Annotated in this window: 13 protein-coding genes; 12 read left to right on the top strand and 1 reads right to left on the bottom strand. The window is 71.4% G+C overall.

From position 1 onward, the window contains the following. Window position 1: 1 nt before the first annotated feature. The 5 genes from P8T65_RS33670 to P8T65_RS33650 all read left to right on the top strand — a co-directional run bounded on the left by P8T65_RS33670 (window position 2) and on the right by P8T65_RS33650 (window position 14,365). A complete protein-coding gene (locus P8T65_RS33670; protein ID WP_316728963.1) occupies window positions 2–3,694 on the top strand; it encodes an AAA family ATPase in 3,693 nt (1,230 codons plus the stop codon). A 17-nt stretch (window positions 3,695–3,711) separates the two neighbouring features. Further along, window positions 3,712–7,356, top strand: a complete 3,645-nt coding sequence (locus P8T65_RS33665) for an AAA domain-containing protein (protein WP_316728962.1) — start codon at window positions 3,712–3,714, stop codon at window positions 7,354–7,356. Then, the gene (locus P8T65_RS33660; protein ID WP_316728961.1) at window positions 7,353–10,496 is read left to right on the top strand and encodes a TrmB family transcriptional regulator sugar-binding domain-containing protein; all 3,144 of its coding nucleotides are present in this window, start codon (window positions 7,353–7,355) and stop codon (window positions 10,494–10,496) included. The genes P8T65_RS33665 and P8T65_RS33660 overlap by 4 nt, the downstream gene beginning before the upstream one ends. 78 nt (window positions 10,497–10,574) lie before the next feature. After that, window positions 10,575–13,001: an ATP-binding protein gene (locus P8T65_RS33655; RefSeq protein WP_316728960.1), complete on the top strand. Its 2,427-nt coding sequence runs from the start codon at window positions 10,575–10,577 to the stop codon at window positions 12,999–13,001. A gap of 932 nt (window positions 13,002–13,933) precedes the next feature. Continuing rightward, window positions 13,934–14,365, top strand: coding sequence for a hypothetical protein (locus P8T65_RS33650; protein WP_316728959.1), 432 nt, complete (start codon window positions 13,934–13,936; stop codon window positions 14,363–14,365). Here P8T65_RS33650 and P8T65_RS33645 read toward each other — a convergent pair. Continuing rightward, on the bottom strand, window positions 14,344–14,793 hold the full coding sequence (locus tag P8T65_RS33645; RefSeq protein WP_316728958.1) for a hypothetical protein: 450 nt from the start codon (window positions 14,791–14,793) through the stop codon (window positions 14,344–14,346). The two genes, P8T65_RS33650 and P8T65_RS33645, sit on opposite strands and share 22 nt — an antisense overlap. 106 nt (window positions 14,794–14,899) lie before the next feature. Between P8T65_RS33645 and P8T65_RS33640 the strand changes: the two genes are divergently transcribed. The 7 genes from P8T65_RS33640 (at window position 14,900) to P8T65_RS33610 (ending at window position 21,621) form a co-directional block, all read left to right on the top strand. Further along, window positions 14,900–15,643 carry a hypothetical protein gene (locus P8T65_RS33640; RefSeq protein WP_316728957.1) on the top strand — a complete coding sequence of 248 codons (744 nt, stop codon included), beginning with the start codon at window positions 14,900–14,902 and terminating at the stop codon, window positions 15,641–15,643. A gap of 70 nt (window positions 15,644–15,713) precedes the next feature. Then, the gene (locus tag P8T65_RS33635; protein WP_316728956.1) at window positions 15,714–16,388 is read left to right on the top strand and encodes a hypothetical protein; all 675 of its coding nucleotides are present in this window, start codon (window positions 15,714–15,716) and stop codon (window positions 16,386–16,388) included. 115 nt (window positions 16,389–16,503) lie between these two features. Beyond that, entirely contained in the window at window positions 16,504–18,288 is a 1,785-nt protein-coding gene (locus P8T65_RS33630) for a TraM recognition domain-containing protein (protein ID WP_316728955.1), read from the top strand. Then, window positions 18,285–19,301: a hypothetical protein gene (locus tag P8T65_RS33625; RefSeq protein WP_316728954.1), complete on the top strand. Its 1,017-nt coding sequence runs from the start codon at window positions 18,285–18,287 to the stop codon at window positions 19,299–19,301. Before P8T65_RS33630 ends, P8T65_RS33625 begins: the two co-directional genes overlap by 4 nt. A 259-nt stretch (window positions 19,302–19,560) precedes the next feature. Further along, the gene (locus P8T65_RS33620; RefSeq protein WP_316728953.1) at window positions 19,561–19,806 is read left to right on the top strand and encodes a hypothetical protein; all 246 of its coding nucleotides are present in this window, start codon (window positions 19,561–19,563) and stop codon (window positions 19,804–19,806) included. After that, window positions 19,803–20,966: a DnaB-like helicase N-terminal domain-containing protein gene (locus P8T65_RS33615; protein ID WP_316728952.1), complete on the top strand. Its 1,164-nt coding sequence runs from the start codon at window positions 19,803–19,805 to the stop codon at window positions 20,964–20,966. The genes P8T65_RS33620 and P8T65_RS33615 overlap by 4 nt, the downstream gene beginning before the upstream one ends. A 70-nt stretch (window positions 20,967–21,036) precedes the next feature. Further along, on the top strand, window positions 21,037–21,621 hold the full coding sequence (locus tag P8T65_RS33610; RefSeq protein WP_316728951.1) for a hypothetical protein: 585 nt from the start codon (window positions 21,037–21,039) through the stop codon (window positions 21,619–21,621). The last annotated feature ends 1 nt before the right edge of the window (window position 21,622 follow it).

Below are 21,622 nucleotides of genomic sequence, written 5' to 3'. Positions count from 1 at the left end.
CATGCCCGGTACACAACCCGGCGCCGACGACGGCGACGCGTACACCGCCGCAGTCGGCACGATGCTCGGCAGCGGGTACGGCGAGGACCACGTGGCGGAGATGTCGATCTTCGCCATCCCCGTCGACACCTTCAACGGCAGACTGGTGAAGGACGTCGCCGCCACCGCGGAGGCTGCCCGCATCACAGAGCTGCTGGGTCAGGTGGGCGCGGTCGCCCGCCCGTGGGAACGGACGGTGCCGACCGACCTGACCGCCATCGATGACCTGCTAGCCGACTGGGCCGCAGGGGGCGGCGCCAGGACCTCGGCGCTGCTCTGGATCGGCCACGGCAGATCGCTCGGGCAGCGGGCCGAACTGCTCGTTCCGGCTCGGGCGGACAGCGAGCGGGACGCCGGATTCGTCCCGCAGAGCCTGGCCCGGCACCTCGACGACGAGTATCTGTCCCGGGAGGGCCGGCACTGGGCGCTGGTCATGGTGGAGGCCTGCGGCGCCGCCGGCTTCATGGACCAGGTGGAGGGTGAGCTCCGCTGGCTGCAACGGACCACGGGCAGGGACTTCGGCGCCCTGCTGATCGGGTCCGGAGAGAACCACGGCCCGGGACACCTCGGGACCCTGTACACCGAACTCGATCGCGTCCTGGCCGGCTACACCGACCACGACGCCGATATCCGACCGGCGGACCTCGCCGCCCGGCTCGACGGCAGCCAGGGGCTGATCGTCAAGCCGATCGGTATCGGCCGCTGCCTGCCGCTGCGCCGGCGCCCCGTGCGGCCGCTGCCGGTCACTGCCACGGTCGAGGACTACCAGCGCCTCCACCGCCTGCTCGACGCATCGGACGACAGCGCGCTCGCCCATTTCCTGCACAAGGGAGTGTGCAGTGGGTCCGCCGAGCTGTCCTGGGGATTCACCGGCCGCACCGCCGACCGGGAAGCAGTCGCCGCGTGGCTCGCCGACACCGCAGCACCGGACATCCTCGCCGTCACCGGCGACCCCGGCGTCGGCAAGTCAGCGTTCCTCGGCAACCTGCTGATGCACGCGCATCTGGAGATCGGCAAGGAACTGGAGACAGCGGGTTTCGGCGAAAGGCTCCAGCAAGGACTCGGACTGCCGCCGTTCGACGCGGTCCTGCACCTCGCCGGAGCCGATCCCCACGAGGTGATCGAACGGCTCGCCACCGTGTTCAGCACCCCGGACACCCTCGTGTCCGGGCTCTCCGCCGAGAGCCGCCTCATCGCACTCGAAGCCGCACTGCGCAAGCGCGGACCGGTGCACGTCCTCGCCGACGCCCTCGATGAAGCGGACGAGCCGCTGCTCGTCGCCGACCTGCTGCGCGAGCTGGCCCAGCTGCCCGGCGTCCGGCTGATCGTCGGCACCCGCCCCGACGCAGCACCGTCAGCACCGGGAGCAGCACCGGGGCGGACGCTGCTCGACGCACTCGGCGAGGGAACCGGGCAGGCGCGGGCGCACCGACTGGCAGGAGATCCGGCAGCGGCCCGCAGCTATGTCGCGGCGAGCCTGCAGGAGCTCGGGAATCCGGAGGCCGTGGCGTCCGTCGCGGAGACCGCGGCGGAACGCGTCGCGGACGGGTCCTGGCAGTTCCTTCAGACGGCGCTCGTCGTCCAGGAGATCGAGCACCGACCCGAGCTGCTCACCCCCAGCCTTCGCCCGGACCTCGATCGGCTGCTGACCCAGGACGGGCGCGGACTCCTGGACAGTGCGCTCGCGCGCATCACCGACGAATTCCCCGCCGCGGAACACCTACTCGCGGCCCTCGCCCACACCCGCGGCCGCGGCGTGCCACGCGCGGACCAGGTGTGGGCCACCATCGCCGGGGCATTCGCCCCGGACGGCGCCGCCCCCGCCGACACCGACATCACCCGCCTGCTCGACCGCGCCGCCGCCTACGTCCTGCTCGACGGTGACGAACGGCAGACCGTGCACCGGCTCGTCCACCGCACGTTCGCCGATGCGCTCAGGGCACAGTCCGGGGCCGGCCGCAGGGTCGCCGTCGTCCGCGCCCTGACCGAACTCGTCGAGCACGGCGCCGAGTTGTCCGACAGCCCGGCCAACGGCTACCTCGCACGCCATCTCTCCGGCCACGCCGCCGCCGCGGGACTCGCAGGCTGGCGCGAACTGGCGGCGTCCACGCGCGCCCTGGACGAGACGGCGCTACCCGATCTCGGCCGGGACGTCCTCGCGGCCCGCCTGACGCTTCCTGCGGGAGGCCTCGCCGAGAACCTCCCCCCGGAAGTGCTGGGCAGCCTGACCGCGGCCCCGCTGATCCGCGCCGCCCGGCCCGCCGACCGACCGGGACTGCGCCAGCTGGGTGCGCTGCGTACCACCGGTCGGCTGCCCCAGGCAGGTCCCGGGGCGTCGTGGTGGGTGAGCTGGGGGCTGCTGCGTCGCCACGCCCCGCACCTGACCCTCGGCGGGCACACTCGGCCGGTCCGCGCCCTGGCCTCCTGGAACGAAGGCAGCCCCAGGTTCGTCAGTGGGGCGGAGGACGGCTCGGTCATGGTCTGGGATCCGTGGTTCAGCCACGCTCCAATCGCGGTCGTACCAGGTCCGCCCCGCGCGGGACTGACGGCGCTGGCCGCCCTCCCCCCGACCGACAACGGCCGAGGGCCGCTGGTGGCCGTCGCCCACGGCAATCAGACCGTTCGCGTGTGGGATGTCTCCGCCGGACCGCAGAAGGTCGCCGAGTTCGACACGCCGACCTTCGTGACGGGCATGGCCGTCGCGCCGGGTGGGAGCGGGCGGTTGACGCTGGTCGGGCCGCAGCGCTACGTCGCCGTGGTCGACCTCGACGAGCAGGCGCCGCGCCCCCACCCTGCCCAGCCCTACGGCAACCCGCACACCGTCGTCGCGGTCGACGCGCGGCGCGTGGTCACCAGCACCGACACCCACCTCGTCCTCTGGGACGTCACGGGGGAGAAGCCGAGACGGGTGGCGAAGGTACCCACGGCCGACTCGCAGGTTTCGCTCACCCTGCTGCCCGGTGCCGGGCGGCCGGCACGTCTGGCCGGCGCCGACACGGCGAACGGCGCGCGCCAAGTGACCTTCTGGACCGTCGACGGGGACGACCGCTTGGTGCACGACGACGCTCCCATGGCCACCGGAGCGGCCGACCTGGTCACCCTCGCCGGTATCGCTGGCCCCGGCGACACCCCGCGGCTGCTGACCGCGACCAGGGACGGCGTCCTCCGGCTGTGGGACCTCACCACCCGCAGCAGCATCACCGAGATCCGTGCCGACGGACCCGTCGGCGGGGCCCGACTCGCCACCGTCGCCGGACCACCCGGCCTCGCGGAGGCCACCGCCCTCCCGGTCACGGCCAGCTCGCTGGACACCCGGATCCGGGTCTGGGACCCGACGCCCCACGAGGCGGCCGGCCTTCCCGTCGGAACCGCGGGCGGGCAACGCGTCACCCGCATGCTCGCCGCCGACGGCGAAGAACTGATCACGGTCCGCTGGGACGACGGCACGGAACGGACCTTCGCCGCCGCCGACGGAGCCGAGCGTCGGACCGACGGCGCCAGGCCCGCGCCGCTGCCCCCATGGGACGTCGGCCTGCCGGACAACCTGGGGGCACCCGTACGGGACCGGGCGGCACTCGACCGCGGGCGGACCGCCGTGGCGGTCGAGGACGGAGTGGTGGTGCTGGAGACGGCGCCGAACGAGCGGCAGGCATGAGGGGAGTCAGTTTCCGGATGGTGGCATTCGACGGCGCGAGCCCTCAGGAGATCATTGACAAGCTGTTCGTGGGGAAGGACGCGCCCTACGGCCCGTACGAGTGCGTCAAGACGCCCGAACCGATCGGCGACCGCATGCTGTGGGCCACGCTCCAGCGCCCCGGGGACGAGTCCGACCTCTTCGACGCCTTCCTGTTCGGCAACATCTTCGGCGTGGCAGGCGAGCTCTGGGAGCACGAGGTCCGCAACCTCCTGCGCCTCCAAGCGATCGGACACCCCGCGCTGCCGGAGATCGTCGACGGGGGACTCGACGCCGGACTCGGCGTCGCCTTCACCATGACGCGCCAGATCGGCACCCGGCTGAGCGAAGCCTGGGTCCGGGACGACTTCCCGCAATGGGTCAGGGACAACCGCAGCCTCGCCTTCGAGCAGTACAGCCTCCTCGTCGACGCGCTCAGCCAGTTGCACGGAGCCCGGATCCTGCACCGGAACCTGACTCCCGGCGCAATCACCATCCGCCAGAACGGCGATGGCCGGTACGCCTTCGCCCTCGGACGGTTCGAGATGAGCGCGCTGCTCGGCAACCTGGTCAGGACCCTGTACGCGCCGTCGAGGAACGACGAGTACCGCACCCTAATGAACGCGCTCTACCTGGAGCAGCCCGCCGGCATCGAACGCGCCCATCACCTGGCCTACCTCGCGCCTGAGACATGGCCGTCGCTCTTCGATGAGGTGCCCGAGCCCCGACGCGACTGGAGCAGCACGGACGTCTTCGGCCTCGGCGTCTTTGGCTGGGAACTGTTCTGCGGGTCGCTCGCCGAAACACTTCCGGAGTCGTACACGGCGGTCTCCACCGCCGGTCCGGGCGAGTTGCTCGGTGTCCTGGAGACCCTGCACACGAAGATGCGCCAGCATCTGCAGACCCAGTCCGGCCGGGGCATCCCCCGGGAACTGGTCCGGGTCCTACTCGGGATGCTCGACCCGGAGCCCGGCGCGAGGCGCTCCTCGTTCGAAGTGGCCCGCTCGTTGGAGGAGCACTGGGGGTCGATCTGCGGTCTATGGGAGGACATCGACCCCGAACGGCAGCCGTACCTGGTCGCATTCATGCCGGCCGAGTCCGTTGACACCGTGTACCGACAGCGCCAGTGGATCGCCCACAGCCCCGAGGAACCCACCGGACGCGACGAGCTCCGGGAATTCCTCAAGTGGGAGTTGCGACAGGCCGAACTGGTGTGGTCCCCGGGCGGCGCGAAGGGCTTCGTCTCCGGGCGCGAGGAGCGCCTGCAACAGGCCGAGTGGGCGCTGATCGGCGAACAGGCCGTCTGGTTCTGCGCGTTCCTCTACGACGAGACGCTCTCCGGGCAGATCCAGACCCGGCACACCCGCACACTGGTCATCAAGTACCTGGTCGACCGACGATTCGCCCAGGAGATCCTGGCGGCCCGGCCGCGACGCCGGATCGGCAGGATAGATCTCGTCGCGTACCGCGCCCGGCAGGATCTCAGCGCCCACTTCGAGGGCCGCCCCGACTGGATGCCGCTGACTGAGGCCGTGAAGGCCGGCCGGGCCGCTCACGACCCCAGGAACCAGCAGTTGCTGAGGTCCATGGAGTTCATGCTCGACTACCAGGGCGTCATGCAACGGGCCCGGCAGTACCCGTACACCAGAGTCGCGGAGGGCAGCAGCGGCAGCACCCACATCCTGCAGATCGATCGTGACCGCGACCCCGAGTACCGGCACAGCAACCCCTTGCTGACCGCCTTCGCGGCCGATCCCCGGCGGCGCCCGGCACTCGGCGACTTCGCGGCCTCCCTCCTGGCCGAGCAAGCGGAGAAGCACGGCGAGGTCGCCCTCGACGTGGTGGCCGGGGAGGGCACCCCGTACTTCGGCCGCGACCGGGTGCACGTCACCCTGGTCGGCCGCAAGGACGCAGACACCGTGGAGGTGCGTGCCTCCGACGCGCGGCGGCTTCCGCCCGTCGGCTGGCTGCGGCCCGCGCAGGACCGGGGCACGGCGATCCAGTTCAGCCGGATGGCGCGCGGCGTGGAGGCGATGCGGCAGAAACCGGGGCTGATGCGCGCCCTGCACTCGCCCTCGTCGATCACCATCAACCGGGGCCAGTGGCACCCGGATGATTCCGACGAGCGCCCGCAACTGACGGACAAGGCCCGGAAGATCATCGGAAGGATGCTGGAGACCCACCCCTTCTTCGCCCTCCAGGGCCCGCCCGGCACCGGCAAGACGACCGTCGCGACCCGCGCCGTCCAGCGCTACCTGCGGGCCGAGCCCGGGGCACGGGTCCTGGTGAGCGCGCAGTCGAACGGTGCGCTCGACCACCTCGGGCTGCGGCTCACCGAACAGCTGCGGACCGAACTCGACGAACGGCGAGTACTGCTGCTACGGGAAATCCCGGACTCGCGGGGATTGGACAGCCTGCCGCCGGCCCTCCAGCCGTACACGCTGACGCGACTCTCCGAGAGTCTCAGGGACGACATCCGCCAAGCCGCCCAGCGAATGGCGGCCCTCGGCCCGGGCGGGGCGGGCATCGGCCGGGCGGAGCTAAGGCTCGCCCAGGAGTGGGCAGACCTGGTCGACAACAACCTGCTGGAGGTCTCCGACAGGATCAAGGCCGGTGCCAACATCGTCCTCGCGACCTGCTCGATCGCCGGCACGCTCAGCGAGGAGATCCGAGACGCCTCCGACATCTTCGACTGGGTGCTCATCGAGGAGGCGGCCAAGGCCTGGCCCACCGAGATCATCATGCCGCTGGTGCTCGGCGTGCGGTGGACGCTCATCGGCGACCACCGCCAGCTCGGCCCGCACCGGGCCACCGACGTGCGCAACTTCCTCGAGACGCTACGGAAGAGCGGCAATGTACAGGTCGCCCGCCACGTCGAGATGGCCGAGAGCTACCTCGCCCACCTCGAGCTGTTCGGGACGCTCTTCAAGGAGGACGAGCAGCAGCATCGACCCGGCTCGCCCCTGGACAAGCTCGAGCAGCAGTTCCGTATGCACCCCGACATCGCCGAACCCGTGGCGCGGGCCTTCTACCAGCAACGCGGCGAGGACGGCGAGGTGAAGTACGACCCGACAGGCCTGCCCGAGACCTTCCTCGTCACCCCGCTCACCGGATACGCCAAGCGCCACGAGCTGACCACACCTCCGTACATCGCGGGCAGCCCCCTGGTCTGGCTCGACACCTCGCACCGCCGTGACTGCACCGACAAGCCGTACTGGAGGAACGACGGCGAGGCGAAGCTGGTCACCGAGCTCGTGGAGCAGCTCGCCGACACCGCCGACAGCGACTCCCTGGACCTTGCCGTGCTTACCCCGTACAGCCAACAGGTGCGCGTCCTAGGGCAGTTCGGAAACCTGCGGAATCGCGTGCACACGGTTCACTCGTTCCAGGGACAGGAGGCGGACCTGGTGATCGTCTCACTAGTCCGCTCCACCGTGCAGGGCCCGGACGTCCGCCACAACGTCGGGCACGTGGCGCAGGCCGAACTCGTCAACGTCCTGCTGTCCAGGGCCCGCAAACTGCTCGTCGTGGTCGGCGACCTGCCCCACTTCGAGGAGCACGGCGGCGAGGCCTGGAAGCACGTCACCACGGTCTTCCGCCGCATCGGAAAGATCAGGGACGCCGTGCAGGAGCCGCTCGGATGATTGTCACCATTGCTGTCCCCGTCCGCGCCGTCACCCTCACCCTGGTGCTCGGTCCCGAGCACGGCGCAACCACCCTGGAGGGACTGGCCGCCCGGGCCGTCGCCGCCGACCGTCGGACGGTCGCCGACCTTGCCGACCTGTTCACCCTGCCCCACCGGGTGATGCTCGACGTCGTGCACGGTCTGTGGACCAAAGGCTACGTCTCGGTGGACTTCTCCGAGGGCCGACTCGAACTCACCGACACCGCGAGGGACCTGATCGCCCAGGGCTCTGCCCTCGCGAGCGCGGGAGTCCAGCAGGAACAGCGGAAATTCGTCTACGAGCCGATCACCGGCAGCGTGTTCACCTACGCCTCGTCCCTGTCGTCCCCGCCCGCCGGAGCCATCGAGGTCCCGGTCCGCCAAGGCATCGGCACCGACGACCTGCCGCGCGGCGAACTGCTGCGCGCCGTGCGCTCGGTCATCCGGTACGACCGCCGCAGCCGCGGCCTCCGCCAGAACGTCCTCGACGTCTCCTTCGGCAACCCGCTGCTCAGCACCGACGGCTCGATGCGCTGGCTGTCCGTGCGCGGCACCGTGCACAGCGACTTCGACACAGGGCGTCTCTCCGTCGAGATCTCCGACGACTCCGAATGGAACCAGCAGGCCAGGGACCGGTTTCGGAACGAGATCGCGGTCCTTGCCGAACAGGACCCGCCCCACCCCTTCATCGACAGGCTCCGGGGCAAGGCCGAGCCTAGTCGTCCGGCCCGTACCGACCTCGCCTACCTCGGCAGCCGACTCACCCGGCTCGCGGACGCAGCAGCGGCCACATCGGCGACCAAGCTGAAGCTGGCCCACGAGGAACTCCAGACTGCCGCCCGCAGACTCGGCGAACGCATCGACTATCTGGCCGGGTTCCGGGCTGCGGCCGAACCGGTCTCGGTCGGCGAAGGAGTCCGTTGGACCAGGTCCGACCTCATCCGATCGGCCCACCACCAGATCGTCATCGCCGCCCCGACCATCGAGTACGGGCAACTCAAGGAGATCCTGCCGGACCTCGAGGACGCCCTCGAACGGGGAGTCACCGTCGTGCTCCTGTGGGGCACCGCGGTGAACGCAGCCCTCCCCGACAAGGTGGCCAACGCGCTCCACGACCTCAAGATCCGGTACGGCGACCAGATGATCTTCGGCGACCGCAGTGCCCGCATCCGAGCCAGCCTGATGGTCCAAGACGACGAACAGGCCTGCATCGGCTCCCGCAGCCTGCTGACCGGCGACCCCGGCGGCTGCGTGCTCGTCCAACGCGCCGAGGGCGCCGCCGAACCCGCACGGTGCGTCGTGGACCTGCTCATCTGGGCACGCCGGTTCTTCCCGCACTGGCAGACCGGCCGCCGGATCGCGTTCCGGCCGGAAGACCTCGGCCGGAACACCGGCACCGAGCCGGCCCCCGCGCCGGTCGCCCGCGGCCTGCCCGAGCTTCCCGAGGAAGCCACCCGGGACAGCGCAGCCGCCCGGATCCGCTGGGCCGCGGACTGGCGAGACACCGCCACGCGGCTAACCAATGCGATCGAGGGCCTCCACACCGGAGTTCCAGTGGTCCTGATGGCCGAGGACGCCGAATACCAGTCCTTGATCCACCAGGCGCTCCACTCCGACGCCCGCCGAATCGCCGTCACGGACGACGACGCCGAGCACGAAGCCTGCGGCGATGCCCTCGGACGCCACCTGCAGGCACAGCTCGACGACGGCGCGACCGTGCACCTCTTCCACCCGGTACCGGCCGGCCCCGCCACCTCCGAAGCCTTCGAGCAACTCACCGCCGCCGTCCGCCGCACAAGGACACTGCGCCACGGCAGGGCGACTACACGGTCGGTGGTGTGCGACCGGGCGGTCGTCGTCGGCAGCTGCTCACCGCTCGTCCGCCGATCCCACCGGACGGACGCCGACATGCTCAGCGGACACGTCGGCCTGCAGATCCTCAGCGCGGACTTCGCTGCCCGCCACACCCATGAACTCGGCATTGCCGACTGGTACGGCGCACCGGCCGAGGACGCGCCGACAGCACCGGCCCAAGCGGCGGAGGACCGCGCCTGGGCGGACCTGGAGGAACTCCTGCAGGCCCCGGAGTCATGGGTCGAACTGCGCGGACAGGCCGTCAGGACGCTCCTCTCCCGGTCCCAGGAAGAACCGCAATGGCAGCGCTGGGCGAACTGGCTGGTCGAGGACGCCTGGCGCCGCCACGCCTTCGTGGAAGCCCACCTGCTCGCGCCGCTGACGGCGGGCACGGGCCCGGTGTCGCCCGAGCTGAGCACCGTCGCCGTGCCGGTCGAATACGGCCCGACGGGAGATTCGCTCTACTACGCGGCGCTCGGCCTCCCCGCTCGGCGCGAGGAGCGGGCCGTGGGCCTGGCCGGGGCCATCGCCGAACTCCTGCTGTGGGGCGGCCCGGCGGGCGCGGACGTCTACGCGGAGCTGTCGGCGAATGCCACTGAGGTCCCCCTGCCCGCCGTCTGGCGCGAACTCGGCGAAAGAGCCGTCGCCTACCACGAGGCCACCGGACGGGCACTGCCGCTGCGACAGCTGGCCTCGGAAGCCGAACGCACCCGGCGCGCCGAGCAGGTCGCCCAGGCCCGGCACGTACTGGCGCAGCGCGTCGAGGACTTCCGCCCCGCCCGGCAGACCTTCGCCTTCCGCGGCGGCTACTACCTGCACGATCAGCTGTTCGCCGCGGACGGGCTGATGACCCGCATCCAGGCAGTTGCCGGAGCCCCAGGCCCGGGCACCGCCGACGCGTACGCGGAACTCGGGTCGGCCCTACCGCCCGGCCCGGACATCCTCCTGTACCTCGACGAGATCGTCGCCGATGGCCACCACCCCGCGATCCAGTGGACCAACTACAACCTGATGCGCTACGCGGATCGGGCCGGCGGCATCGTCGACAACGCCCGCGAGGTCGTCGCGCTCATGGAGGAACTCGCCACGACCCCGGACAGCAGCGCAGACACCGACGGTCACCATCACGAGGTCACCCGGCTCATCCGCGAGCGCTGGGACGAGCTGTTCCGGGAGGCGGAGGCCCTGGGCCCGTTGCACGCACAGCCCGCCCTCGCCCTGCTGCACCGCCTGCGCCCGCTGAATCGCGCCGCGGGAGTCGAATGAGAGAGCGGAGCCGGCCCATCGGAGTCATCAAGCGGAACGCGTCGCACGAAGCGGCGGCAGATCGACACAGGAGACAACATGAGCATGCCGCTGCGTGACCTGCTCACCGACTGGCCCGACCGATTCCGGCACCAGGCCGTTCTGGTCGCACTCGCGGCGGACACGGATCCCGACCCCAGGCAGTTGGCCATGGCCCTGCTCGACACCTACCACAGCCCGGCCACCCCGACCGAGGTGTACCACTGCCTTCTCGAGGCCGGCGAGTTCGAGCTTGCCAACGGCATGCTGACGGACTGCCGTGAGCTCCGCGACGGCGCCGCCCGCTTCCGGCAGGCACTCGGCAGCGCCCGCGCGGCGGCCGACGAAGCGGTGCGGTTGAAGGTCGGTGAACTGCAGCGGCGGGCCGAGGACGCGGACATCGCGCCGCCCCCCGGACTGGACATTGACGAGCTCAGAGAACGCGCGCGCCTCCGCACCGCCCCCGTCGCGACTCGGCTGGCGCAGTACGAGAAGATCCTGGACCAAGACATCGCGACCGCCGTCGACGCACTGCGTGGGAGCACCGGTGCCGACGAGCGGAGCCCTGCCCAGACCGCCTACTTGAACGACCTCCTCACCGCCGGCCAGCTGAGGGTCGCCCGCGCCGTACTGGAACGGGAGCCGCCCGGTGCGCTGCTGCCGGAGGCGGTTCCGCAACTCCCGCCATGGCGCGCGGCGTTCGACCCCGAGGTGGTCCGGCAGGTCCTGGTGGACCCAAGCGCCCCGCGGGTGGCGGAGTACCAGCGGTGGGAGCCCACCGACCCAGCTGCCCGAGCGCTGCTGGACGCTTACGACGACCTGATGTCCGAGATGGGCTGCACCCGGCAGGCAGTGGTCGCGTTCACCTCTGCGCTAGGCCGCTTCCTCGGGACAGGCGACCAGCTCGCGCCGGTCACCGCCCGCTCGGACGGCGCCGGATTCATGACCTCCTTCGACGGGCTCTTCGCTGAGGACCCGCTGCGCCACTTCCACGAAACTGGCCGTGTCGACCTGTTCGTCGCGGCACCGAACAGCCCGGGCCTGCCGAGCGACCTCGCCGGGCTGCAGCAGTGCGTCGCGGTCGGACGTGGCCTCGAGCCCTCGGGATACCTCGGCGGAGAACCCTGCGCCGTGCTGTCCACCCGCGACCTGCTGCGGCTGCTTCCCCTCACCGCACACCGGCCCATCGCGATGCTCCGTCTGCTGGCCAGGCAGTGGCCGCTGGCCGTCCTCGCCGGCCGGAGCCCCAAGGATCTCGATCGGCTACTGGGCAGCGGCGAGACCCGGTGGCAGCGCCTCCGCTGGATTGTCGACCTCGCGGGCCTCGGCGACGCCGTAGTCGTCGACGAAATGGAGTCGGCGACCGGCTTCGACACCGGCCTGCTGCACACCATGCTGCACCGGGTCGCGCCCGGCCAGCCCCGGACCGCCCTGCTCCCGGGCGGCCGCTTCGCCTCGTGGCAGGGCGACACCGACCTGGTGCGCGCGATGGAGGAGCACCTGGCGGGCCGCTGCCAGGACGAGGCCGCCCTGGCCACTCTGTGGGCGGCGCTGTACGTCGCGGAACCCGACGGCCGCGTTCGCATGGACGACGTTCGAGCGGTGGCCGCCATGGTGGCCACTGGGAAGGACACCGCAACCGCAGTGGCCGCCGGAGCGGCCGCACTGGCCGCCGACGGATTCCTCCGCCCGGACGGCGAGGACGACCTCCGGCTGCTGCCCCAGGCGAAGGTCCTCGGCATGCTCGCCCAGCGCGCCGAGGAACGGCTGACCCGTGCCATCGCGCGCCTTCCCGTCGCGACGGCCGCCGAACCCGCGGACGCGCAGTCGGCCCTGCTCGCGCAGCTCACCGGCTGGCACATCAACCGGCACCGCCTCGCCCCCGACTTCGCTGCCTACCAGTCCCTGACCGGAGCGGACTTCACGGACCGCGACGAACTGCTCTCCACCGCCCGCCGGGTGCTCGCCCAGACGGAGGCCGGAGACCGGCTCGCGCCTGACGGAACCTCACTGCTGGACCAGGTGCTCAGGGAACTGGCGGCCGAACTGAGCGCGGCCCACGCGCAGGTGGAGGTCGACATCCGCTGCCCTGCCGACGCGCACGCCGCCCTCTCTGCGGACGCCCTGCGAGTGGTCTTCTACGAAATCCTGGAGAACGCGGCCGAATCCGTGTCCTCCACCGGCGGCGGAACCGTACAGGTCATCGTCCAGATCGACGAACCCGACCTCGTCGTCGATGTCCTCGACAGCGGGGAGGGACTCGTAGGACAGTTCCAGGACCGCCCCACCCTGGTGTTCCGGAAGGGACGCACGACCAAGGGACCCGACCGGGGGCACGGGCTGCACCAGGTACGCAGCATCCTGGCCGACGTGGCCGAGGGCCCCGCCGAAATCACCCTCGGACCCGCAGGAGACGCACACCCGACCCTGCGGGGAGTGCATGTACACCTCGACCTTCCCCAACCCGCAGACAGGGCCGACCGGTGACGCCGACGCTCGGCCGCGTTGCTCGCGCCTGGGGATTCGCCCTCGTCACGTAGCGGGTCGGCCGGTCCTGCGGTGGAGGGGAGGTGCGGGTGGGGAAGGAAATGTGGTTCGTTCTCGTGTTCCGTGTCGATCCGGAGCCGCGCCGTTCGACGTAGCACTCCAGTGACAGTTCTTTGTTTGTCCTGGTCAGCGGCCTGGTGAGGGTGGGTGTAACCTGGGCCGCTGCGGGGCTGGAGGCGGTCTCGCGGGGATGCCACGCGAAGGTGTGCCCGCGCCGCATGTGGCGGTCGCCCTGTGGACAGCTCACCGGTGTGCAGAATGATCGCCCACGGAAGCCTGGGACCGGGAACTGAATGAACTGCTCCGGATGGAGCTGCAACCGGGCCACCCTTGCATGCACCCGGAGCGACATCCTCAACGTCGGGCATAGCTACTCACCCATCACTTTGAAGGGTATCTTCTGCGAGCCCCCGCCCGTCGCATCAACGCTGACACGGTTACCGATATCGGTGACGGCGCCACTCACACCGCCACCGGCAGGGGCATTGCGTGATCGCGAGTCGTCCAGTTCGGATGGCGTCCCCCCGAGTGGTGTAACAGCGATCACCGCGAAAGTGCAGGTCGGAGGCCAGATTCTGGCACCCGCCGACCGGACAGACCTGACGCTACGTCAGTTGGTCCCGCCTGCGGCACGGCGCTGCCGACCTTGACGCGACCTTCTCCGAGGCCAAGGCCATGGGCTCCGCGCCAGCCGCCTCGGCCAGGCCCCCTCACCTGATGGCCAGTCAGGTCGGCAAGAGTGTCGTGCAGGCTGATTGAGCACGTAACCTGCATCTTCGCCGTGATCGCTGCTACACCACATTGCGGGACACGACCCCAGTTCGCGGCTCTCGCGCATGGCGTGACGTCGTGACCGGTTTATGGATGGGTGGTTGGAGGAGCAGAGCACCGGGCACATCGCGTCCCAGCGGCTCACCTGGCACTGCGCGATCCGCAACACCACCGGCGTGGAACTCGACGACGACTGGTTCGAGCTGACGCGCGAGGTCCTCAACGCCACCGGCATCGAGCCGGACGACGACCCGGCCGCCTGCCGGTGGGCCGCCCTGCGCTACCAGGCCAACGGACTCGACATCGTCGCCAACGTCCCCCGCCAGGACGGCCGCTGGGCCCGGCTGCACAACGACGTACCTCGCGCACTCAACCTGCGCGGACTCCTCCTACGACCAAGGCCTCGACGAGCCGCAGTGAGCTCAGGCGTCTACCACCCATCTCCGGCCGGGCCAAATCGCGGATTCCGCGGATCCTCTCTCCCCGACGGCCCGACCACCCGGGCTCCCGTTCACCACTCCCCTTCGAGGTAGACGCCGTGATCGCCCACCTGCAGCGTGCCAGCCATACCGTCGGCCTCCTTGAGTACCTGTACGGGCCAGGCGAGCGCGGCAACCACACCAACCCCCGTCTGATCGCGGGGGACGGCCACGGTGCCCCGATCGAGATGCTCGCCCAGACCGACGCACCGGCGTACCTGGCCCACGCCCTCGACGCACCCGTCGAGCGCCTCGGGACCCGAGCTCCCGAGCGGCCAGTGTGGGTCTGCTCGGTCCGCTCCGATCCCCGGCACCCCGACCCGACCGACGCGCAGTGGGCCGACGTGGCCCGCCGGATCGTGGCGGCCACCGGCATCGCGCCGGAGGGCGATCCGGACGCCTGCCGGTGGATCGCCGTGCGCAACCAAGCACGGCAAGTGCACGTCGTGGCCACCCTCGCCCGCGAGGACGGCAGCCTCCACCTACCGCGACGCCTTCCGTCTCCAGACCGAGTGCCACCGCATCGCCAGCGAACTCGGCCACCTGCCCCCGACCCCGCGCCCGACACCCCGCGCCCAGGAGAACCACGTGTCTGCCCCCTACATCACCATCAGCGCAGAGCCCAGCGGCAGCGTCTCGGCGAAGGGCGCCAGCGACGACCTGTCCGCCACGTTCCTCAAGCACGCCGGTTTCCAGCAGATCGAGGACTGGTACGGCCGCCGCCACCGCCTGGCGACCACCACCCCGCAGGCTGAGCGCGTCGCCATCGCCTCCCACGCAGCCGAGATGCTCCGCGCCGCCCGGTACAGCGTCGATCTGGACCCCGACCTCGACACGAGCCGGTCGACCAGCCCGGCCAACCCTCTCGGGCCCTACACCGCCGGAGCCGAAGTCCTCCGGCTGACCGACCAGATCAGGGCCGCCGAGAACGGTGCAGGCCTTGCCCAGGCGGTCGATCACCTCCTTCATCCTGAGCACGGCGTCCTGGAACGCCTCCGGGAAGCTCTGGAGACGGCAGGCGAACAGATCACCGACCTCGACGACGAGGCGTACGCGCTCGCCGACCGGTTCGGCTTCGCCGCGGAGTTCGTCAGCGCGGCGCAATCAGAACTCGTCGGAGCGGGACGCGAACTGCACCGTGTCAACGACTCGCGGCAGGACCACGCCGGGGCGCAGACACAGTCCCCAGCCCCGCCCGACGCACGAAGTGCGGCTCTCGCCACGTCGCCCGCGGCGGAGAGGGCCAAGGCGTCTTCGGCGCTCGGGACTCCGTCTCCGGAGGGCGGTACCGCCGTGGGTGCGCCGCAGGTCGCCAGCCCTCGAACCCGTTAGACCGGCCAAGGTCCGAGGGATCTGTCCAACCCACCCGGCACCGACCCGACACCCCGCCCAAGGAGGAACAGTGCCCGAGTTCTACCCGAGCATCGGCGAGGCCGTAGGCGCCGAGATGCAGCACAACATCCGGCTTGCCTACGGCGGCAAGGCGTCCGGCCCCGACGCGTCCCTGCAGGCCCGACGCCTGCCGCACCCGTCGGTCGACCCGTACTCCGTCCCGGGGATGATCGCCCGGATCACGGAGACAGCAACTCCCCATGAGATCGCCGGAATCATCGAGAGGGTCAACGGAGCGCTCGGGGCCCTGCCCCAGCTGACCGAACTCGTGGCCGCAGCGGCCGACTGGACCCGAGCCCGTCTGACCTTCGAGAACCCGCACCACAACCCGGCCTTCGAGACGTGGACACGGCTGGCCGCCGCCACCCGCATGCTGCGGGACGTCCAGGAGGAGCTGGAGGTCGCCGAGGACATGATCGCCGCGTGCCCTGTGCAACTCAGCGACCCCAGGTACCGCGACGAGGTGCCCGCCCTGCGGACCAGGGAGCCGCTCAGCGATGTCGTCGGCAACGACGCGGTCGCGGACAACGAGCCGCCCGCCTCCCGGAACCCGGAAGCGGACCGACGCCGAGCCGCCCGTGCTTCCTCCCCACACGTCGGCGCTCAGCGGACCGCGCCCTCCGTCGGCGCGGCATCCGAACCACCCACCAGCGCCCTACCGCCCCGGCCGCCACGCACCCGATGACCTCGGCTTGACCCCCAACTGCCGTCCCCTGCCCCGACAGGAGCTGCCCGATGACCACCAGAAGAGCGCCGCGCGCCCCGCCCCGCCTTGTCCGCTCTCCCTCCTTGGACCCGCCATGTCCGCACCACGTACCAGCGCGCCCTCGACCACCACCGGCTCCGACGCGCTCCTTTACCTCCTGTTCGGCGTCCTCGGCGTCGGCATCGCCTTCGGTTCCCTCGCCTGGCTGACCGGCAACCTCACCAACTCTCTCGTCGGCACCGGCCCCTGGGCCCCGTTCGAGGCCACCAACGCGCTGTTGCACCCCAACGTGCTGTGGCCGCACCTGAGCCCCACCGCTCTGCTGGTCGGCGCGCGGCTCGTTCCCGGGCTGCTCTCCGTCTGCCTCACCGTCACCGGCCTGGTTGTGTGGCTGCGGCTGCGCGGCGGTGCGAAGAACGGCCTCGCCCGCAGGCGGGATCTCGCCCCTCTGATGAACAAGGAGATCGCCGCCAAGGCGAAGAGCCTGCGGCCGAGCCTGTCCGGCCTCGAACCGAAGGAGGTCGCTCCCGCGGACCGCGGGATCCTCGTCGGCACGCACTCCCCGGGCCGGGCCGAGGTCCGCGCCTCCTGGGAGGACGTGATCGTCGCGATCATGGCCCCGCGCTCCGGCAAGACGTCCGGGCTGGCGATCCCCGCGATCCTCGCCGCTCCCGGCCCGGTACTGCTCACCTCGAACAAGGCGGCGAACGACGCCTTCACCGCGACAGTGGACGCCCGCGCCGAGGTCGGCACGATCTGGACGCTCGACCCGCAGCAGATCGCCCACCACCCGCGCGAGATGTGGTGGGACATCCTGGCTGACGCCCGCGACCTGGCCGGGGCGAAACGTTTGGCCGGGCACTTCGTCGCCGCCAGCGTCGACGAGTCCAGCGGCGCCGACTTCTGGTCCACCGCCGCGAGCAACACTCTGGGCGCGCTGTTCCTGGCCGCCGCCAGCCACCGGCGCCCGATCACCGATGTCCTGGCCTGGCTCGCCTCCCCAGCTGACCGCACTCCGGTGGACCTGCTCACCGATGCCGGCCACGAGGCGGTCGCCGCCCAGCTCCAGGGCACCGTCAGCGGGGCCACGGAAACGCGGGACGGCATCTACGAGACCGCGCGGCAGTACGCGAGCTGCCTGCTCGACCCGGACATCGCCGCCTGGGTCACACCCGACAAGCGCCTTCCCGAGTTCAAGCCCTCCGCGTTCGCCACCTCCCGCGACACGCTGTACCTGCTCAGCAAGGACGGCGGCGGCTCGGCATCGGCGATCATCGCGGCGGCGGCCGACGCGGTGATGCGCGCGGCCGTGGTCGTCGCCGAGCGCTCCGGCGGGCGGCTCGACCCGCCCGCCCTGTGCGTCCTCGACGAGGCCGCCAACGTGTGCAAGATCTCCGATCTCCCCGACCTGTACAGCCACCTGGGCTCACGGGGCGTGATCCCGATGACGATCCTGCAGTCCTACCGGCAGGGCCAGCGCTGCTGGGGCGAGGCCGGCATGGACGCACTCTGGAGCGCCGCCACGGTCAAGATCGTCGGCTCCGGCATCGACGACATCGACTTCGCCGACAAGCTGAGCCGCGCGATCGGGGAGCACGAGGTACGGACCGTCTCCGTCTCCCACTCCGACAGCGGCAAGTCGACGTCCGTGTCCATGCGCACCGAGCGGATCCTCGCCCCCGACGCGATCCGTGCGCTGCCCAAGGGCAAGGCACTCCTGCTGGCCACCGGCCTACGCATCGCGCTGCTCGACCTCAAGCCCTGGTACAAGGAGCCGTCAGCGAAGACCATCGCGCCTGCCTCCGCCGCCGCCACGGCCACCATCACCGACCGCGCACTCGCGAAGGCGACCAACTCCGGCCTCGGGCGTGCGGCATGAGCGGGGTCTGGGACGTCCCCGCCGCCGAACGCGTCGCCGCCCTGCGGCGCGAAGCAGCCCACCACCCCGAGTCCGGAGCGCGGGAACTGTCGGATCTGGAACTCCTCAACCGGGCCTACGAGTCCGTCGTCCGCGACCGGATCGACACCCACGACGCCTACATGCGCTTGCTCACCGATCTACGCCACCACGACGACCACGTCCGCGCCGGGGCCGTGGCCGGCTTCCGCCCCCAGATCGACCGCATCGCCCGCCACGTCGTCAACGAACACCTCAAGCCCTACTGGCGATTGGTCCACCGCGTCGAACACCTGCCGGAACGGCTCTCCGCCAGGGACATCGAATCGCTGCGGTCCCAGGCGGCGTCGGTGCGGCACTGGCTACGCCAGGACGGGCCCGCCGAGGACCGGCTCGACCCCGGCGACGCCCGGGAACACCTCAGCGCCCTGCGCACCGTCCTCGCCGCGCTCAAGGGACGCCGGGACGTCTCCACGGACGACGCGCTGCGGCTCATGGACGCGGCTCTCAACGACGGACCGCTGCTCGACCTGTTCGAGGTCGGCACACCCGAACCGCTGCCCGAGCCCGCCCCACCCGCCTTCGTCGGACCCGGCTGGACAGTCCACGCCCACATGTGGACCTACCAGCCGGCACCCGACGACGGCTTCGTCACCGCCGTCCGGCTCGGCGACGAATGGCGTATCGACCTGTGGTCCCCCGCCGGCCCCCTCCTCGCAAGCGGCACCGCACCCGAGAACGACGTCGCCGCCCTCGCCGAAGCCCTCGTCGCCCGGGCGCCAGCCTGGACCGCGGACCGCTCCGACTACGCCTGGCGCCGCTTCACCGACACCGCCAACGCCCTCCAGCACACCGACGACACCTCCCCACGAGTCCGAGCCGCCACCACACGGACCACGACACCCCACCGCCCCACACAGCACACCCCACCGCCCGCCACGTCGTCCCTCCCGGCGTCCGCGCAGACGGCTCTCGACCGCGGCCGTCGCCGCTGACGGAGGCCACGCCGCTACTCGGCCCGGCGTATCCGCACCGCAGTCGCCGGCCTCTGGACCAGGCACCGATCGACCGGGGCACCGCCCACACGAGTGGTCCGGACGTCAGGGCGACATCTCCGACGCGCTCACGGACGCCGAACCGGAGAACGGCCATCCGGACGGCTTCCCGCCTGGTCCTGCCGCTCCGGCACCCCCGTCCGGGCCGACGTCGACCTCACGGCCTGCCCCTCCCCTCTACCTGCTCAGGAGTCCCCTCATGTCCTCGCGCACTCCGTCCCCTCCTCCGACGCGTTCCGAACGCCTCGCCCGGTCACCGGTCGTCCGACGCGGTGGCCAGTGGTGGCTCGTCACCGGTTCCGAATCGATCCTCGCCACAGACCCGACGTTCACCACCGAGCTGGACCGCTTCGCCGACGCGATGACCGCCGCCGACCAGGCCGTCGCCGATCTCCACTCGCAGCAGGACGACCCGCCGACTCCCCGCCCCGGGCGGCGGCGATGAACCCGCTGCTGAGTGCCGAGCAGGCGGTGCTCGGCGCGGTGCTGCTCGACCCCGGCCAGCTCGCGCACCTGGACTGGCTCGCGCCCGATCACTTCTACCGGCCCATCCACCAGGCGCTGTTCGCCGCCTTGCGCAAGCTCCGGACCGAGAACCATCCCGCCGTGGCGACCGGAGGACGTGTGCCGCTGTCCTGGGTGACGGACGCCGTCGCGGAGGCCGGCAACCATGTCCGGGGGCTGACGGTGGTGTATCCCCACACCCTGATCTCGGCCTGCCCGCGGCCCGAGCACGCCCCGGTGTACGGCCGGATGGTGCTGGAGGGAGCGATCCACCGCAGCGTGACCGCGCACGCGATCCGCCTTCACCAGGCAGCCCGCGCCGGCGCCCTCCAGGGTGAGGTGGAAGGGGCGCTGCACCATGCGGACGTCCTGGCCGGGGTGCTCGAAGACCTCGCGCGCCGCTGGGGGTCCGAACCGCGCCCGGCCGCCCCGACGACACCGCCGCCCACAGCTCCCGTCGCGCCGCCGTCGGTACGAGCGGAACAGGTCGCCGAGGACGAGCAGATCCTGCTGGCGGTCCTGGTCGAGCGGCCGAAGGCGATGGACGAAGTCGTCGGCTGGCTGCGACCCGGCGACTTCGCCGACCCCGCCCACGGCCAGCTCTACCGCTGCCTGGGAGCGCTGCACCACCGCAGCGAACCCATCGACCGGATCACCGTGCTGTGGGAAGCCCAGCGGCGCGGTCTGCTCGCCGACGGCACGCTGACCACCGAACAGCTCACCGCCATCTACGACGGCGTCGGCCCCGGCAGCGCCGAGTGGCTCGGCGAGCAGATCATGCGTTCCTCCGTCGCCCGTACGGCCGCCGCCTCCGCCCGCGCCATCCGCGCCCTGGCCGAGAACGAGACCCTGGCCCCCGGACGGCTCATCAGCCACGCCCTGCACGCGCTCGGGCCGCTCGACGAAGTGCGCGCCCGCTGGCAGACCGCGAACGGCGCTCCGGCGCCGCCCCCCGCGCCGCCGACCGAGGGGCCCCCGAAGGCGCAGGTCCACGCCGCCCTCGCCCGCAGCACGGCGCGACCGGCCGCACGGCCCTCGGAATGCCCAGGCTCTGCCTCCACATCATCAGCCGCACGACCGCCCTCGCGCACCCACGGCTGAGCCGTCCTCCGTCCTCGCCCACTCACCAACCGACCCAGCCCATCCGACTGTCCCCACCTTGGAACTCCCCATGGACAACACCCCACTCTCCGACGCCCTGGCCCTGCGCTCCACGGCCTCCGCCTTCGACGCCCAGCGCGGCAAGCTGCCGGTGCCGGGAGACCCCCACCGCTCACCCGATGTCGTCGCCGTCGCCCGCCAGATCTCCGAGCTCGGAAAGCTGGTCACCGATCTGGGCGACGAGGTCCTCTTCCGTGCCGCCGACCAGGACCAGGCGCCCCACACCGCTCGCGTGATCACTAACTTCGCCGCCGCCGTCGAGCCCGCGGGCGAAGCGGCTTCCGCCCTGGGAGCGGTGGCCCACCAACTTGCCTTCCTGAACCAGACCGAGAGTCTGCGCGACCAGCCCGACGCCAAGGATGCCCGGGAGGCAGCGGTACGGGTGATGGAGGAAGCACTCGCCACCGCCGGTGCGGCACTGCACGACGGGGCCAACTCCCTGTACGCCGCATCGGCAACGGTCTCTCCCCCGTCGGCGCGGCTCCAGGCTGCCCGCAGCCGGTCCGCGACCACCGCGCGTTCTTCGGGTTCGCCGCCGCCCAACGTCGCCACGGCGGTGGCGGCCCCCTCGGACCGAATCGCACGTGGCCGGTGAC

Source organism: Streptomyces sp. 11x1 (assembly GCF_032598905.1).
GTDB lineage: Bacteria > Actinomycetota > Actinomycetes > Streptomycetales > Streptomycetaceae > Streptomyces.
This window is presented reverse-complemented; position numbering and strand designations above follow the sequence as displayed.

Excerpts from the sequence above, each read along its gene's own strand:
- P8T65_RS33670 (WP_316728963.1), top strand. The coding sequence starts at position 2 with ATGCCCGGTACACAACCCGGCGCCGACGACGGCGACGCGTACACCGCC.
- P8T65_RS33665 (WP_316728962.1), top strand. The coding sequence starts at position 3,712 with ATGGTGGCATTCGACGGCGCGAGCCCTCAGGAGATCATTGACAAGCTG.
- P8T65_RS33660 (WP_316728961.1), top strand. The coding sequence starts at position 7,353 with ATGATTGTCACCATTGCTGTCCCCGTCCGCGCCGTCACCCTCACCCTG.
- P8T65_RS33655 (WP_316728960.1), top strand. The coding sequence starts at position 10,575 with ATGAGCATGCCGCTGCGTGACCTGCTCACCGACTGGCCCGACCGATTC.
- P8T65_RS33630 (WP_316728955.1), top strand. The coding sequence starts at position 16,504 with ATGTCCGCACCACGTACCAGCGCGCCCTCGACCACCACCGGCTCCGAC.
- P8T65_RS33625 (WP_316728954.1), top strand. The coding sequence starts at position 18,285 with ATGAGCGGGGTCTGGGACGTCCCCGCCGCCGAACGCGTCGCCGCCCTG.
- P8T65_RS33620 (WP_316728953.1), top strand. The coding sequence starts at position 19,561 with ATGTCCTCGCGCACTCCGTCCCCTCCTCCGACGCGTTCCGAACGCCTC.
- P8T65_RS33615 (WP_316728952.1), top strand. The coding sequence starts at position 19,803 with ATGAACCCGCTGCTGAGTGCCGAGCAGGCGGTGCTCGGCGCGGTGCTG.
- P8T65_RS33610 (WP_316728951.1), top strand. The coding sequence starts at position 21,037 with ATGGACAACACCCCACTCTCCGACGCCCTGGCCCTGCGCTCCACGGCC.